This window comes from Williamsia sp. Y721 (assembly GCF_059683565.1).
This window is the reverse complement of the sequence record NZ_JCASNH010000001.1, coordinates 533,787-547,385: the sequence shown is the minus strand read 5'-3', so window position 1 is coordinate 547,385 and position 13,599 is coordinate 533,787. Positions and strand designations below refer to the sequence as shown.

The following is a 13,599-nucleotide window of genomic DNA, read 5'->3' as shown; positions in this document are numbered from 1 at the left end:
GTCCGGCTCAGGCCGAATGGGGACGATGAACTGTGGTGCGTTCCACTGATCCGTCCGCGGCGAAGTACTGCCACTCCCCTGTCTTCTTGCCGTCCTCCCGATGCCCACGATCGATGAGGTTTCCCTCCGGGCTCCAACGCTCCCAGAGGCCGGTCTTCTCACCATCGACAAAGGTCCCCTTTTGCAGCAGACCCCCGTTTTCCCGGTACCAAACGCTCTCGCCGTGGAGGATGCCGAATCGATAGTTCGCCTCCGAACGCACTGTGCCGTCACGAAAGTAGTGCCGCCACAATCCTTCTCGACGGCCGTTGTGGTAGCTGCCGATGAAATCACCCTTTCGCGCATCGGCTTCGCGCCACAGTCCGGTTTTGTGACCCTTCGGGTCACGGGCATTCTCGGGCTGGTCACCAGCGTCGGGTTTCATCCACCCAGGCTACCGAGCATTACGGGTGGCCTGTGACCACCGGATCGGATTCGCTAGCATCACGGACTGGGTACGACTTGCCCGAAGGCCGAACAATCGTCATTCGGGTAACCTCAGTCGGCACTGATCCACGTAGAAAGAGATGTAAATGTCTGTTGTGATCCTGTACGGCAGCGAGACCGGCACGGCGGAGCTCGTGTCCGATGCGATCTCCGACGTCCTGGCCGGGCAACACGATGTCTCGATGTACGACATGTCCGACTTCGCGGTCGAAGACCTCACATCCGACGACTTTCTCGTGGTGGTCTGTTCCACGTACGGCGAAGGCGAGCTCCCCACCGGCGCCGAGCCGTTCGCCGAAGCGCTGGACGACGAGAAGCCCGATCTCTCCGGACTGCGTTTTGCCGTCTTCGGGCTCGGCGACAGCGTCTACGACGAAACCTTCAACCGCGGCGGCGAGATCATGGCCGAGAAGCTCACCGAACTCGGCGCGAGCCAGGTCGGCGAGCACGGACGCCACGACATGTCGTCGAAGGTTGCCGCGAAGGTGCAGGCCAAGGAGTGGGCCGAGGGCATCAGCAAGGTCATCGGTTCCTAAAGGTCGAGCTCCGCTGCGCTTCGTCTCCTCCTGACCTCCGTCTCTCCACCCGCCTCCGGCGTCGCGGATTACGCTGCGAGCATGTCGACAACAACAGTGGTGGCAGACCTGGTGGCCGCTTTGCCGGACGGCGTGGTCGTCACCGACCCCGACATCGTCGCGGCCTACCGGCAGGATCGGGCGGCTGACCCCGATGCCGGCACCGCCATCGCCGTTGTTCGCGCAACCAGTACCGCCGATGTCCAGGCGACTGTCCGATGGTGCGCCGAGCATCAGATCCCGGTGATCCCCCGTGGCGCCGGAACGGGCCTGTCCGGCGGCGCCACCGCGATCTCCGGCGGCATCGTGCTGACCACGGAGAAGATGCGCGACATCACCGTCGACCCGGTGACCCGCACCGCCATCTGCCAGCCCGGCCTGCTCAACGCCGAGGTGAAAGCCGCGGTCAAAGAACACGGGCTCTGGTATCCGCCGGACCCGTCCTCGTTCGAGATCTGCTCCATCGGCGGCAACGCCGCCACCAACGCCGGTGGCCTGTGCTGCGTGAAGTACGGCGTCACCAGTGACTACGTCCTCGGACTCGAAGTGGTCCTGGCCGACGGGCGGGCGGTTCGCCTCGGTGGACCGCGACTGAAGGACACCGCCGGGCTGTCGTTGACCAAGCTGTTCGTCGGCAGTGAGGGCACGCTGGGCATCATCACCGAGGTGACACTTCGACTGTTGCCGCCGCAACCGCCGGCATCCACGGTGGTGGCGTCGTTCGAATCGGTTCATGCCGCATCGAAGGCAGTGCTGGCCATCACCTCGACCATCCGCCCGGCGATGCTCGAGTTCATGGACAAGGTGGCGATCAACGCCGTCGAGGACCACCTCAAGATGGGGCTCGACCGCAGCGCCGGAGCACTGTTGGTCGCCCAGTCCGACGCACCCGGTGCCGCTGCGGCCGCCGAGGTCGCAGTCATGGAGCAGGCCTTCACCGACTGCGGGGCCACCGAGGTGTTCTCCACCACCGACCCCGACGAGGGTGAGGCGTTCACCGCCGCCCGCCGATTCGCGATCCCCGCCATCGAGAAGATCGGACCACTGCTCCTCGAGGACGTGGGCGTACCGCTGCACAAGCTGCCTGATCTGATCGACGGCATCGAGGCGATCGCCGCCAACCGCCGGGTGCTCATCTCCGTGATCGCACACGCCGGCGACGGCAACACCCATCCGCTGATCGTGTACAACCCCAGCGACGCCGACGAGACCGCGCGGGCCAATGCCGCATTCGGCGAGGTCATGGATCTGGCGATTGCGTTGGGCGGCACCATCACCGGTGAACACGGTGTGGGTCGACTCAAAAAAGGTTGGCTCCCCGATCAATTGGGCGATGACGTCATCGAACTGACGAGACGCATCAAGGACACCCTCGATCCGCTCGGCATCCTCAATCCGGGGACCATGCTGTAGGCCGCTGACAGTCAAACGAATTCATCTGCTGGCCACAGTCGCCCTGCGGGCGTTACGTTCTTGATCGATCCACACATCGTTCAAGGAGAACCCTCGTGTCCGCCAACCGATCTGCGCGCCGTCTGACCACTGCACTCGGCGTGGGCGCCCTTGGCCTTGGCCTGCTCACCGCCTGTTCGGACAGCTCCGAAGACGGCGCCCCCGTCGCCCAGTCGACAACGACCGAAGCGACGACCAGCACCGCAACCGGGTGCGGTGTTGCCGCACCCGCCGGTCGCCTCACGGTACCGACATCATCAGTCGAATACACCACCGGCACAGCGGCATATTCGGTGACACTGTCCGACGGGACCACCCAGTGCATCACCGCCGAAACCGATTCGAGCGCAGGCGAATACGACGCCACCGACAAGGAGACCGAGATCCGTTTCGGTGACCCGTCGGCAGGCATCCTGATCACCATCGACGGCGAGGCCGACGGCAATCTGCCCATCGAGGTGCCACACAAGGTCGAAGACGCCTTCATGGGCCTGCAGGTCGACGGCGGGTATTTCGCCGACAGCATGCATACCGGCTGCGACGTCACCCTGACCGGTTTCGACGGCGAGACGATCACCGGCACATTCACCTGCGCCGGTGTGGCGTTGCTCGGCGACGGACCGTTCACTCGCGACGGCAACGAGACCGTGACGCCACAGCCCCTGGACACCTCCATCGAGAAGGCGCAGGGCTGGTTCGCGGTTCGCGTGTAGGTCCAACGAAATTCGCGCCGCTTGCCTGCGTTCGCGCCGGTTGCAACGGGCGCGAATGCAGGCAGGTGGCGCGAATTCGGTACGGGTCAGTCGAGCGACTCCAGTAGCCGTAGCCAGACCTCACTCACCGAGGGATACGACGGCACCGCGTGCCACAGCGTTGCAATCGGCACTCGCCCGACGATCGCGATGGTCGCGGCATGGACGAGTTCGTCGACCTCGGGTCCTACAAACGTGGCGCCGACGATGACGCCCGCGCCACGATCGATCACCAGACGGGCCTTGCCTTCGGCGTCGTCGCGGAGCAACCCGAAACCGGCAACCGAGCCCATGTTCACGTCGGCGAGCTCCACGTCGATTCCCTTGGCAACCGCCTCGCGTTCGGTCAGCCCGACGCTCGACACCTGCGGATCGGTGAACACCACCTGTGGGACCGGTACATCGGCGGGCACCGCAGGCGGGACCCGGTTCTCGGCGTGGGCGGCGATGGTGTGACCGACATTGCGGGCCTGGTATTTACCCCAATGTGTCAGCGCCGGACCGCCAGTGGCATCGCCCACCCAATACAGCCACGACGCATCTTCATTGACCAAATCAAGCCCGATTCCGCCGCGCGCGGGGCGTCTGCCGGTGGCCACCAGGATCTCGTCGGCCGTGATCGACTCGCCACCGGCCCTCACCGTCACCGCATCACCGTGAATCCGGCCCACCCCGGTGTCGGCCGCGACCGGGCGAACCACCTCGGTCACCTCCACGCCCAACCGGACGTCGATGCCGCTGTTGGTCAGACCCTGCGCGACCAGTTCGCCGGCAAACGGCTCGGATTTGCCGAGCAACGTGCCTCGGGCCAGCAGCGTGACCTTGGTGCCGAGCGCGGCCATCCATGTCGCGGCTTCACAGGCGACCACACCGCCGCCGACCACGATGAGTGACGCCGGGATGTCCCGGACACCGGTGGCATCGCGGGACGTCCAGGGATGCGCGGTGGCGTAGATACTCGGGATGACGGGGGTGCTCCCGGTCGCCACGACCACCGCCTGCCGGGCCTTGATGGTCTTGCTGCGTCCACCGTTGTCGACCTCGACCGTGCGTTTCCCGGACAGGATTCCATGACCCCGGACTACCTCGATGTCGAGCCCATGAGCCCACTTCACCTGGCCCTCGTCCTCGTAGTCGTTCACCCAGTCGTCGCGGCGGCGCAACAGTTCTTCAGGGAGCATCTTCTTGCCGACCTTGATGCCGTCGAGGTGGCGGGCGGCGGCGTGGACGGCGATCGGTCGCAGCATCGCCTTGCTGGGCATACAGGCCCAGTAGGAGCATTCGCCGCCGAGGAGTTCGTGCTCGATGATCACTGCGGTTCGTGAGGATCCGGCGATGGCGTATTGCGCAGCCACCTCTCCGGCTGGGCCACCGCCGATCACCACGACGTCGTACTCGGTCTCTGCCATCACCCCACCTTGCCACTGGAGGTGAACGTGTTCCAGACTTACGGGCGGTTCAGTGGTCCGGTGGACCCGTGGCGTTGCCCCCGGACGCGGGCGCAACCTTCTTGATCAGGTCGACTTCGAACTCGGTTTCGCGTTCAGCGGCGTGACGCGCCAGCACAAAGACCGCCCGCAACATCGTCACCAGCGCGACACCGGCCACAACGCCTTCGATCCAGTTGACGTCGATCCGCTCGCCGAGGATCAGCACACCCATCGCCATGGCGACCGCAGGCTCCCACACCGTCATCGCGGGGAACGACGTCTGCAGGTCATGGGCTGCGAACGCAAGCTGCTGGGTGACCACCGACCCGGAGGCGACCAACAGGATCAGATAGACCTCGGGGTGGACCAGGATTTCGACAACACCATCTTCGAGCTGGGTCATCACACCTTTGAGCAGAAACGCCTGCACACCGGTGAGCAGACCGGATGCCGAACCGAGCAGGAGCGCTCGATGATGGGCGGACACGAACCGCGACGTCACGACCAACGCGGCCAGGACGGCGATCACCACCACAATCGTGCCGGCGAGCGTACCCACCGACACGTGGCCCAAGCCTGCCTCGGGCTGTGCGATCACCACGAACGCCGCAACGCAGACCGTCAGGATGATGCCCCATTTCCACTCGTGGAAATTGAGACGCCGATGGTCCAGATAGGCCTCCATCGGCAAGGCGAACAGCACCGACAGCACGATGAGCGGCTGCACCAAAAGCAGCGATCCCATGCCCAGCGCCGCGGCCTGCAATGCGAAACCGCCCGCCGCGATCACCACCCCCAGCCACCACCGTTTGGTGATGCCACCAGAGGGGGTCGACGAGCGCTGGCGCACGAGAGTTCCGCTGGCGACGAGCAAAGCTGACAGCGTCGCCAACAGCGCCGGGAGGAACAGGTGCACGGCCTCGACATTACTTGCCGAGGGTGGCAGAAAGCTGAGAGCGGCAGCCTGTTGTGAGGCAATCGGCAACGACGTTCGGATGAACTCTCGACATTTGGGTACTTGTCCTCCTGCGATCGTCGCGGCAGCGGCTGATAATCGAGAAGCACTGTCCGTATCAGAGAGGTGCCACCATGTCCTTGGCCGATTACGCCGAATCAGAACTCGACCTCGACCTGCGCTGGTGGGACGCTGCCAACTACCTGACCGTCGCCCAGATCTACTTGCAGGACAACGTCTTATTGCGCGACCCGCTGAAGAACGAACACATCAAGCCGCGCCTCCTGGGACATTGGGGCACCAGCCCCGGACTCTCTCTGATCTACACACTGATCAATCGCCGGATCCGCGACACCGGGTCGAAGTGGCTGTACATCACCGGCCCCGGACACGGCGGCCCGGCGCTGGTGGCCTCGACGTACCTCGAGGGCACCTACAGCGAGATCTACCCGCACGTCTCCCGCGACGCAGCCGGTGTGCGCGCCCTGTGCCGGCAGTTCTCCACCCCGGGCGGCGTCCCCAGTCATGTCAGCGTCCAGACCCCGGGTTCGATCCATGAAGGCGGCGAACTCGGATACGCCTTGATCCACGCCGCAGGCGCGGCCTTCGACAATCCCGAACTGGTGGTCGCCTGTGTGGTCGGCGACGGTGAGGCCGAGACCGGCCCGTTGTCCGGATCGTGGAAGATCCCGGCCTTCCTGAACCCGGCACGCGACGGAGCGGTGCTCCCCATCCTTCATCTCAACGGGGCCAAGATCGCCGCCCCGACAGTGCTCGGCCGGACCAGCGACCGCGACATCGAGGCGTATCTGTCCGGCCAGGGCTGGGCTCCGGTGTTTGTCGAGGGCCACGACCCCCGCCAGGTGTTCACCGACCTCGCCAGGGCATTGGTCGACGCCCACGAGGAGATCGCGAGCATCCAGGCCGACGCCCGCGGCGGGGCGCCCAGCGGCAACAAGTGGCCGGCGATCGTCTTGCGGACCCCCAAGGGATGGACCGGCCCACACACGGTCGACGGCAAACTGATCGAGGGCACCCATTGGAGTCATCAGGTTCCGCTGTCGGGGGTGCGTGACAACCCCGAACATCTTGCACTCCTGGAGGATTGGCTTCGCAAGTACCGCCCCGACGAACTGTTCGACGACAACGGCACGCTCGTGCGCGAACTCGCGGAACTCGCACCCGCGGGCGACCTGCGGATGGGTGCGACCCCGTACGCCAACGGGGGCCGCAACCTCGTCCCGCTGAGGATTCCTCCGCTCGAGTCGTATGCACTGCAGATCGATGCCCCCGGCGCCACGTCATACGAGACGACCAAGGTCCTCGGTGAACTGATGCGTGACATCTACCGCGACAACTCCGATGCCGACCACGGTGGCAACTTCCGGCTGTTCAGTCCGGACGAGACGGCATCGAATCGCTTGCAGGCCGTCTTCGAGGAGACCGACCGGTGCTGGCAACTACCGCGTACCGAGTTCGACGACGGGCTCTCCCCCGAAGGTCGGGTCATGGAGGTTCTCAGCGAACATCTCTGCCAGGGCTGGCTGGAGGGTTACCTGCTGACCGGACGGCACGGTCTGTTCGCCACCTATGAGGCGTTCGCGATGGTCAGTGTGTCGATGCTGGTGCAGCACGCCAAGTGGCTGCAGCATGCGGTGGCCCTGCCCTGGCGCGAGCCGGTCGCCTCGCTGAACATCCTGTTGACCAGTACCTGCTGGCGCAACGACCACAACGGATTCTCCCACCAGGGCCCGGGAATGATCGATGCCGTCATCCCGCTCTCACCCGAGGTGGTCCGGGTCTGGTTGCCGCCGGACTCCAACACGTTGCTGTCGGTTGCCGACCACTGCTTCCGCAGCAAGGATCACGTGAACGTGCTTGTCGTCGACAAGCAGTCACATCCGCAGTACCTGACACTCGAGCAGGCCAACGAGCACTGCGCCGCCGGGGCGTCGATCTGGGAATGGGCAGGTACCGAGAAGACTTCGGTGGTTGGCACCGAAGACGAGCCCGACATCGTGCTGGCCGCCGCCGGTGACGTACCCACCGAAGAGATCCTGGCCGCGGCCCACTTGCTGCGCGAATGGGTGCCGTGGCTGCGTGTCCGAATGGTGAATGTCATTGACCTGATGGTGCTTCTGCCGCAGAACGATCACCCGCACGGTCTGCCCGAGCAGGCCTTCATCGACCTGTTCACCGCCGACACCCACGTCGTCTTCGCGTTCCACGGCTATCCGCGCGCAGTCCACCAACAACTCCACGGACGCACCAACGCCGACCGGTTCCACGTCCGCGGGTTCAGCGAACAGGGCACCACCACAACACCTTTCGACATGGTCGTGCTCAACAAGATGAGTCGCTACCACCTGGTACTCGAAGCTTTGCGACGCACCAGGCGAGTGCCCGAGAAGACGGCCGAACTCGCCGAGTACTGCCAGAACCAACTCCAGCGACACCACGAGTACGTCCGCGAGCATTTTGAGGACCTGCCCGAAATCCGCGAATGGCAATGGTCCTGAGTTCGGTCGACGGGGCGGTTCGCATCGCCGGGGCCCTGCTGGCCCGGCCCCTGCGAAAACAGCGGACGACCTGGGGCGCGACCCCGACCGAGATCACGGCCACTTATCCCGGCGATGAGCTTGTACCGCAACCGAAATGGGGCTACACCCACGCGATCGACGTCGCTGCACCTCCCGAGCGGATCTGGCCGTGGTTGGTCCAGCTCGGGCAGGGCCGCGGCGGGTTCTACAGCTATCAGGGCCTGGAGAACCTCGTCGGCTGCAAGCTCCGGAACACCGCGGCGATCCTGCCGCAATTCCAGTCACTGATGATCGGCGACGAGGTGAAGCTTCACATCAAGGCCCCTGGCCTTCGGGTGGAGATGGCCGAACCGAACAAGTCGCTGGTCCTGTTCGGCGGCACGGATCGTTCACCAGACAAGTCGCTGTGGGCTTTTCACATCGTCGATACCGGAAACGGGCGCAGTCGGCTGATCGAACGCGGCCGCTATTCGTACGGCGACAAACTCTCCGGCCGAATCGGGTTCTCGCCGACGTTCCTGGAACCGATCTCCTTTGTGATGAGCCGAAAGATGTTGCTGACCATCGCCGATCTGGCCGGACGCACCGAGGGCGCCCTGCCGACCCACCACGTGGGCGGGTGATGGTCGGCCGTAACCGGATCACGAACCCGGCGGACGCCAGCGATTGATGGCCGTGAGCGGCGCGAGGACCAACCTGTCCGGCAGTACCCGCACCACGGCGTCGCGCAGAGCGGTCGTGGTCGACCCCGGGGGCATCAACAGTGGTGAGGCAGCTCTGGCCGCCGCCGCAACCGCCCGGACCCGCCGCCTGCGGACCCGCGAGTAGGAATCCAGGTCCGGTGCGCGGGACGCCAGGACAACGGCATCCTCGATCGCCAGCCCGGCGCCCTGCCCGAGATGGGGTCGCAGGGTGTGTGCCGCATCCCCGACCAACGCGATACGGCCGCGTACCAGGTTCTTCGGGACCGCCAGGTCGAGAAGCCGATGTTCGATGACACCGGCGGCTTCCGCGACCAGAGCGGCGACGGGCTCCGGCCAGAGCGCGAAATCGCCGAGGTCGCCGCTCTGGTCGCGGCCGAATGCAGCAGCGAACACATACGTGCGTTCACCGGGTAGCGGAACGACACCGAACTCGGCGCGCTGCGCCCAGATGGCGCCGACGAAGTCACCTGGCGGTCGGTCGACGATCCAACGCCACACGCGTATTCCGGTATCCCGCGGACGGCCGTCGTCGGGCCACCACGTTCGGCGGATCGTGCTGTGGACGCCATCTGCTGCCACCACCAGATCGAATGTGCTCACGCCACGCCCGGTTTGGACCCGACCGTCAGGGTGCACGTCGTCGACCGGCTCGCCCACACACAGCGTCCCGGGTACAGCCGAGGCAAGCACCTCGATGAGATCGGCGCGGTGCATCGCAAACACTTCCGAATCCGGTCCGGTCACCTGCGTCAGCTGTGCGTTGATGAGCGTCCTGCCGTCGCGAGCCCGCACCTGACCGGCACGTGCCGCGATCGCCCGATTCCGGATCTGCGCTCCGACACCAAGATCATCAAGCGCTGCAAGCGCGTTCGGCCACAGCGCAATGCCGGCACCGACGTCACCGAATGCGTCCGCACGCTCGAACAGCACCACGTCCCAGCCGGCCCGACCCAAACCGATCGCTGCCGACAATCCCGCAACACCACCCCCGACCACCGCAGCCCGGCCCATCGCCCGAACCTACCGCGTGGCGGGGCCAACACCACAGCATCGCCGGGACGGCCGCCGGCAACGGGCCTGGTCGGCGCGGCGACTGGCAGTTACTCGCAAAGTAGGGCACCCTGGTTCAGGTGAGTGGCCTTTCCGCACCGACGCGAGCGATGCTTCGTGATGACCTCGAACGGCTGATGACGTTGAGCCGGGACCAGATCGAATGGGCCTGCTCCGACACCACCGCGCTGGCCGAACTGATCGAGTTCGGATTCGATGAGGTCGTCGAACTGCGCGAGAACGCCGAACGCGAATGGGTCCGCGGCCACGCCGAGTGTGCACGACACCTCGAACAAGAAGCGTCCGCCTGGAACGCCACCGTCCGCCTGCTCCGCACCGCGCTGGCCGAGGCCCGCAGCGCATCCACCGGTCGGCATCGCCGCACCGCCTGAGCGCGTTCACTCGGTGTACGGCCCGGTCGAAACCGGGTGATATCCCTTCCTTCCGATTGCCACCGCGAGATCGCTGCGGTACTCCCCGCCATCCTCGATCGCAGCCAACGCGCTACGGAAATCGATCCGGGGCTGCCAGCCGAGTTCGTCGCGGGCCCGCTGATTGTCGTAGACCCGATCGACGGAATTCAGCATCGTCCACCCGCGCCGCGCGAACACGGCGGCATACTCCGGAACCCGGGCGGCAAGCACAGACGGTGCATCCGTCCGCAACCTGACCACGTCGGATCGCTCAAAAGGTGTTGTGGCGGTGACGATGTATCTCGCGAACCCGAGGTCAGGCGCCCGCGTCGCAGCGCACGAGATCGCCTCGACCACGTCGGCGATGTCCACCCTTCGGTAGAGCAACTCGTTCACCTTCAGGTTCGTGTCGTCGAACGTACGGCGAACCTCGGCCCGATCGTCGACCTCTGGAAAGAAACGGGCCGTTCGTAACACCACGACAGGCAGACCGGACGCATCGTGCACCAACCTGCAGATGTCCTCGGCAGCGACTTTGGTGACGCCGTAGATGTTTCGCGGCACCCCGATGGTGTCCTCGGTGGTCCACGTTGCCGGCTCCCCTGGCCCGGGATACAGCGCTTGCCCGAAAGTGCTTGTGGTGCTGATGAACACGAAGGCGGACACTCCGGCGAACGCCGCTGCCTCCACCAGCGTGGTGGTACCCGAGACGTTCACGTCGATGAAGTCGGCACGGCTGTGGGTATTGATGTGAGGTTTGTGCAGTGTGGCCGCATGCACCACCACATCCACTCCGGCCATCACAGAATGCACCAACTCGCGATCACATATCGACCCGACCGTCGTGGTTGTCGGGGCAGGCAAGACGTCAAGTCCCACGACGTGATTGCCCTCGCTGCGCAGGCTGTGGACCAGCGCTTCACCGAGGTGTCCGGAGCTGCCGGTCACCAAGAACCTTTGTGCGTTCACCGCGGTGAGGCTACCGTCGAAAACGTGACAGGCACATTGATTTTGATGCGGCACGGCAAATCGGGCTATCCCGACGGTGTTGTGGACCATGAACGTCCCCTGGCCGAGCGCGGCCGGCGAGAGGCCGCACTTGCCGGACGGTGGATGGTCGACTCCGGACTGTCCGTTGACTTCGTGCTCTGCTCCACCGCCACCAGAACCCGCCAGACGCTGGAACGTACCGGCATCACCGCACCGACCACTTACGTCGACGACATCTACGGTGGTGATCCCGACGACGTCTGCGAGGCCATCCGGATATACGTCCCGGCCGACGCTGCGACGGTCTTGGTGGTCGGTCACGAACCAGGTATGCCGGCAACCGTGTTCGCGCTGGACCCCGACGCGGATATCCCGCGGTTCCCGACCTCGGCGTACGCCGTCCTGCACATCGAGACCCCGTGGGCCGAGATCGGATTGACGCCGAATCCCGGCGACCGAATGGTCGAGATGCAGGTACCGCGGGATTGACTCGTCCCCTCGTCGCTACTTGACGAGGGCGCGTTCCAGGATCGGTGCAAGGTCCAGTCCATCCGGCAGGGTTCCGTACGCGCCTGCCCAGTCGCCACCGAGGCGGGTGGCGGCAAATGCCTCCGCAACGGCCGGGTGACCGTGTCGCAGCAGCAATGAACCCTGCAGCGCAATACAAATCGACTCGGCGATTCGACGGGCTGCGGGTTCGGATGCGGTGGTCAACTGCTTCTTCAATCCGGTCAGGTACCTGTCATACCGTTCATCGAGTCCGGCGGCCCGATCCAGCTCATCGAACAGCGCGTCCACCGACTTCGGGGCGGTGGCCATGGCGCGCAACGTGTCCAGCGCGCTGACGTTGCCGCTGCCCTCCCAGATCCCGTACAGCGGCGCCTCCCGATAGAGCCTGGGCATACCGGAGTCCTCGACATACCCGTTGCCGCCCAGGCATTCCATCGACTCGGCCACGTGCCCGGTGGCCCGCTTGCACAACCAGTATTTCGTGGCGGGCAACCCGATCCGTCGGAGCATCGCCTCGGTGTCGTCACCACGTTCGGCGGCATCGGTGGCGCCGGCCATCCGCATCGACACCATCGTCGCGGCCTCGGACTCGATGGCCAGATCGGCGAGCACATTGCGCATGAGTGGCTGGTCGATCAGATACTCACCGAACACTTTTCGGTGTTGGGCGTGATGCATCGCCTGCGTGAGGCCGTGTCGCATGTTGCCTGCACTGGCCAGCGCACAGTCGAGCCTGGTCAGGTTCACCATCTCGATGATGGTCCGCACACCGCGACCCTCATCTCCGACCAGCCATGCAGTGGCCCCGTCGTATTCGACCTCAGAGGACGCATTGGCATGATTTCCGAGCTTGGTCTTCAGCCGTTGCAGACGCATTCGGTTGCGGGTGCCGTCCGGCAACACGCGCGGCAAGAAGAAACACGACAATCCACCCGGCGCCTGGGCGAGCACCAGGAACAGGTCCGACATCGGCGCCGACGTGAACCATTTGTGCCCGGTCAAGGTGTAGCTGCCGTCCGGATTCGGCTGCGCGGTGCTCCGATTGGCCCGTACATCGGAGCCACCCTGCTTTTCCGTCATCGACATCCCGGCGATCAGGCCGGTCTTGCCCGACGGCACCGACAGCGTCGGGTCATAGCTGCGCGAGCTCAGCAACGGCTCGTAGATCGCGGCGAGTTCAGGATTGTGGCGCAGCGCCGGAACCACGGCATAGGTCATCGAAATCGGGCAGACATGTCCGGCTTCGACGTTCCAGACCCCCAGTTTGGCGGCACGCACCACATGGGAACCGGCCCGGGCGTCGGCCCACGGCGCACCGTGCAGTCCGTGCTCGACCGCCACCTCCATCAATTGGTGGTAAGCGGGGTCGTATTCGACCTCGTCGATGCGATGTCCGTATCGGTCGTGGGTCCGCAGCACCGGTTCGTTGCGGTCGGCCAGCTCACCCCAGCGCTGCGCCTGCGCCGATGCGGCGATGGCACCGAGAGCCGTGACCTCGTCGGAACCCCATGCGCCACCTTCTCGAACCAGCGCCTCCGACAGCGCCGGACTGGTGGCCGGGTTGTACCCGACCAGCGGTGGAACCTGATTGATCACCTCATGTGTATCGGCCATCACACCATCGTCCCACCAAACGAATGGCGCGTTTCGAGGTCCCATCCGACGTCGCTATTGTGCGATTTGCACGGTTTTCGTTCCGCGAGGTGTCAGCGGTTCGGGCCATACTGAACGTGACGCAACCA

The 13,599-nt window shown here is 65.2% G+C and carries 13 protein-coding genes; 7 read left to right on the top strand and 6 right to left on the bottom strand.

The annotated features are described in order from the left end of the window. Positions 1 to 7: 7 nt before the first annotated feature. Complete coding sequence (locus tag AC56PL_RS02395; protein WP_495514823.1) at positions 8 to 424, bottom strand: toxin-antitoxin system YwqK family antitoxin; 417 nt, start codon at positions 422 to 424, stop codon at positions 8 to 10. A gap of 148 nt (positions 425 to 572) precedes the next feature. Between AC56PL_RS02395 and AC56PL_RS02390 the strand changes: the two genes are divergently transcribed. The 3 genes from AC56PL_RS02390 to AC56PL_RS02380 all read left to right on the top strand — a co-directional run bounded on the left by AC56PL_RS02390 (position 573) and on the right by AC56PL_RS02380 (position 3,226). Continuing rightward, on the top strand, positions 573 to 1,022 hold the full coding sequence (locus AC56PL_RS02390) for a flavodoxin domain-containing protein (protein WP_495514822.1): 450 nt from the start codon (positions 573 to 575) through the stop codon (positions 1,020 to 1,022). 81 nt (positions 1,023 to 1,103) lie between these two features. Then, positions 1,104 to 2,474, top strand: a complete 1,371-nt coding sequence (locus AC56PL_RS02385) for an FAD-binding oxidoreductase (RefSeq protein ID WP_497152915.1) — start codon at positions 1,104 to 1,106, stop codon at positions 2,472 to 2,474. A 95-nt stretch (positions 2,475 to 2,569) separates the two neighbouring features. Then, entirely contained in the window at positions 2,570 to 3,226 is a 657-nt protein-coding gene (locus AC56PL_RS02380; RefSeq protein WP_497152914.1) for a hypothetical protein, read from the top strand. Between the two features lie 86 nt (positions 3,227 to 3,312). Here the strand turns inward: AC56PL_RS02380 and AC56PL_RS02375 are convergent, their stop codons facing one another. Together AC56PL_RS02375 and AC56PL_RS02370 are read right to left on the bottom strand one after the other, a co-directional pair. Further along, positions 3,313 to 4,674, bottom strand: a complete 1,362-nt coding sequence (locus AC56PL_RS02375; protein ID WP_497152913.1) for a dihydrolipoyl dehydrogenase family protein — start codon at positions 4,672 to 4,674, stop codon at positions 3,313 to 3,315. Between the two features lie 49 nt (positions 4,675 to 4,723). Then, positions 4,724 to 5,611, bottom strand: coding sequence for a DMT family transporter (locus tag AC56PL_RS02370; RefSeq protein ID WP_495514818.1), 888 nt, complete (start codon positions 5,609 to 5,611; stop codon positions 4,724 to 4,726). A gap of 173 nt (positions 5,612 to 5,784) precedes the next feature. Here AC56PL_RS02370 and AC56PL_RS02365 point away from each other — a divergent pair, with 173 nt between their 5' ends. Both AC56PL_RS02365 and AC56PL_RS02360 read left to right on the top strand, forming a co-directional pair. Then, positions 5,785 to 8,169, top strand: a complete 2,385-nt coding sequence (locus AC56PL_RS02365) for a phosphoketolase (protein WP_495514817.1) — start codon at positions 5,785 to 5,787, stop codon at positions 8,167 to 8,169. Next, entirely contained in the window at positions 8,154 to 8,813 is a 660-nt protein-coding gene (locus AC56PL_RS02360; protein ID WP_497152912.1) for a hypothetical protein, read from the top strand. Before AC56PL_RS02365 ends, AC56PL_RS02360 begins: the two co-directional genes overlap by 16 nt. Positions 8,814 to 8,831: 18 nt before the next feature. On the opposite strand, the gene AC56PL_RS02355 is transcribed toward AC56PL_RS02360, so the two are convergent. Then, on the bottom strand, positions 8,832 to 9,905 hold the full coding sequence (locus tag AC56PL_RS02355; RefSeq protein ID WP_497152911.1) for an FAD-dependent monooxygenase: 1,074 nt from the start codon (positions 9,903 to 9,905) through the stop codon (positions 8,832 to 8,834). A gap of 119 nt (positions 9,906 to 10,024) precedes the next feature. Here AC56PL_RS02355 and AC56PL_RS02350 point away from each other — a divergent pair, with 119 nt between their 5' ends. Then, positions 10,025 to 10,336, top strand: coding sequence for a hypothetical protein (locus AC56PL_RS02350; protein WP_497152910.1), 312 nt, complete (start codon positions 10,025 to 10,027; stop codon positions 10,334 to 10,336). Between the two features lie 6 nt (positions 10,337 to 10,342). Here the strand turns inward: AC56PL_RS02350 and AC56PL_RS02345 are convergent, their stop codons facing one another. After that, on the bottom strand, positions 10,343 to 11,326 hold the full coding sequence (locus tag AC56PL_RS02345; RefSeq protein ID WP_497152909.1) for an NAD-dependent epimerase/dehydratase family protein: 984 nt from the start codon (positions 11,324 to 11,326) through the stop codon (positions 10,343 to 10,345). 45 nt (positions 11,327 to 11,371) lie between these two features. Between AC56PL_RS02345 and AC56PL_RS02340 the strand changes: the two genes are divergently transcribed. Further along, positions 11,372 to 11,836, top strand: coding sequence for a histidine phosphatase family protein (locus tag AC56PL_RS02340; protein ID WP_495516016.1), 465 nt, complete (start codon positions 11,372 to 11,374; stop codon positions 11,834 to 11,836). A 15-nt stretch (positions 11,837 to 11,851) separates the two neighbouring features. Here AC56PL_RS02340 and AC56PL_RS02335 read toward each other — a convergent pair whose 3' ends face one another. Further along, positions 11,852 to 13,471 (bottom strand): acyl-CoA dehydrogenase family protein, encoded by a 1,620-nt coding sequence (locus AC56PL_RS02335; RefSeq protein ID WP_497152908.1) that lies wholly within the window; start codon positions 13,469 to 13,471, stop codon positions 11,852 to 11,854. Positions 13,472 to 13,599: the final 128 nt, after the last annotated feature.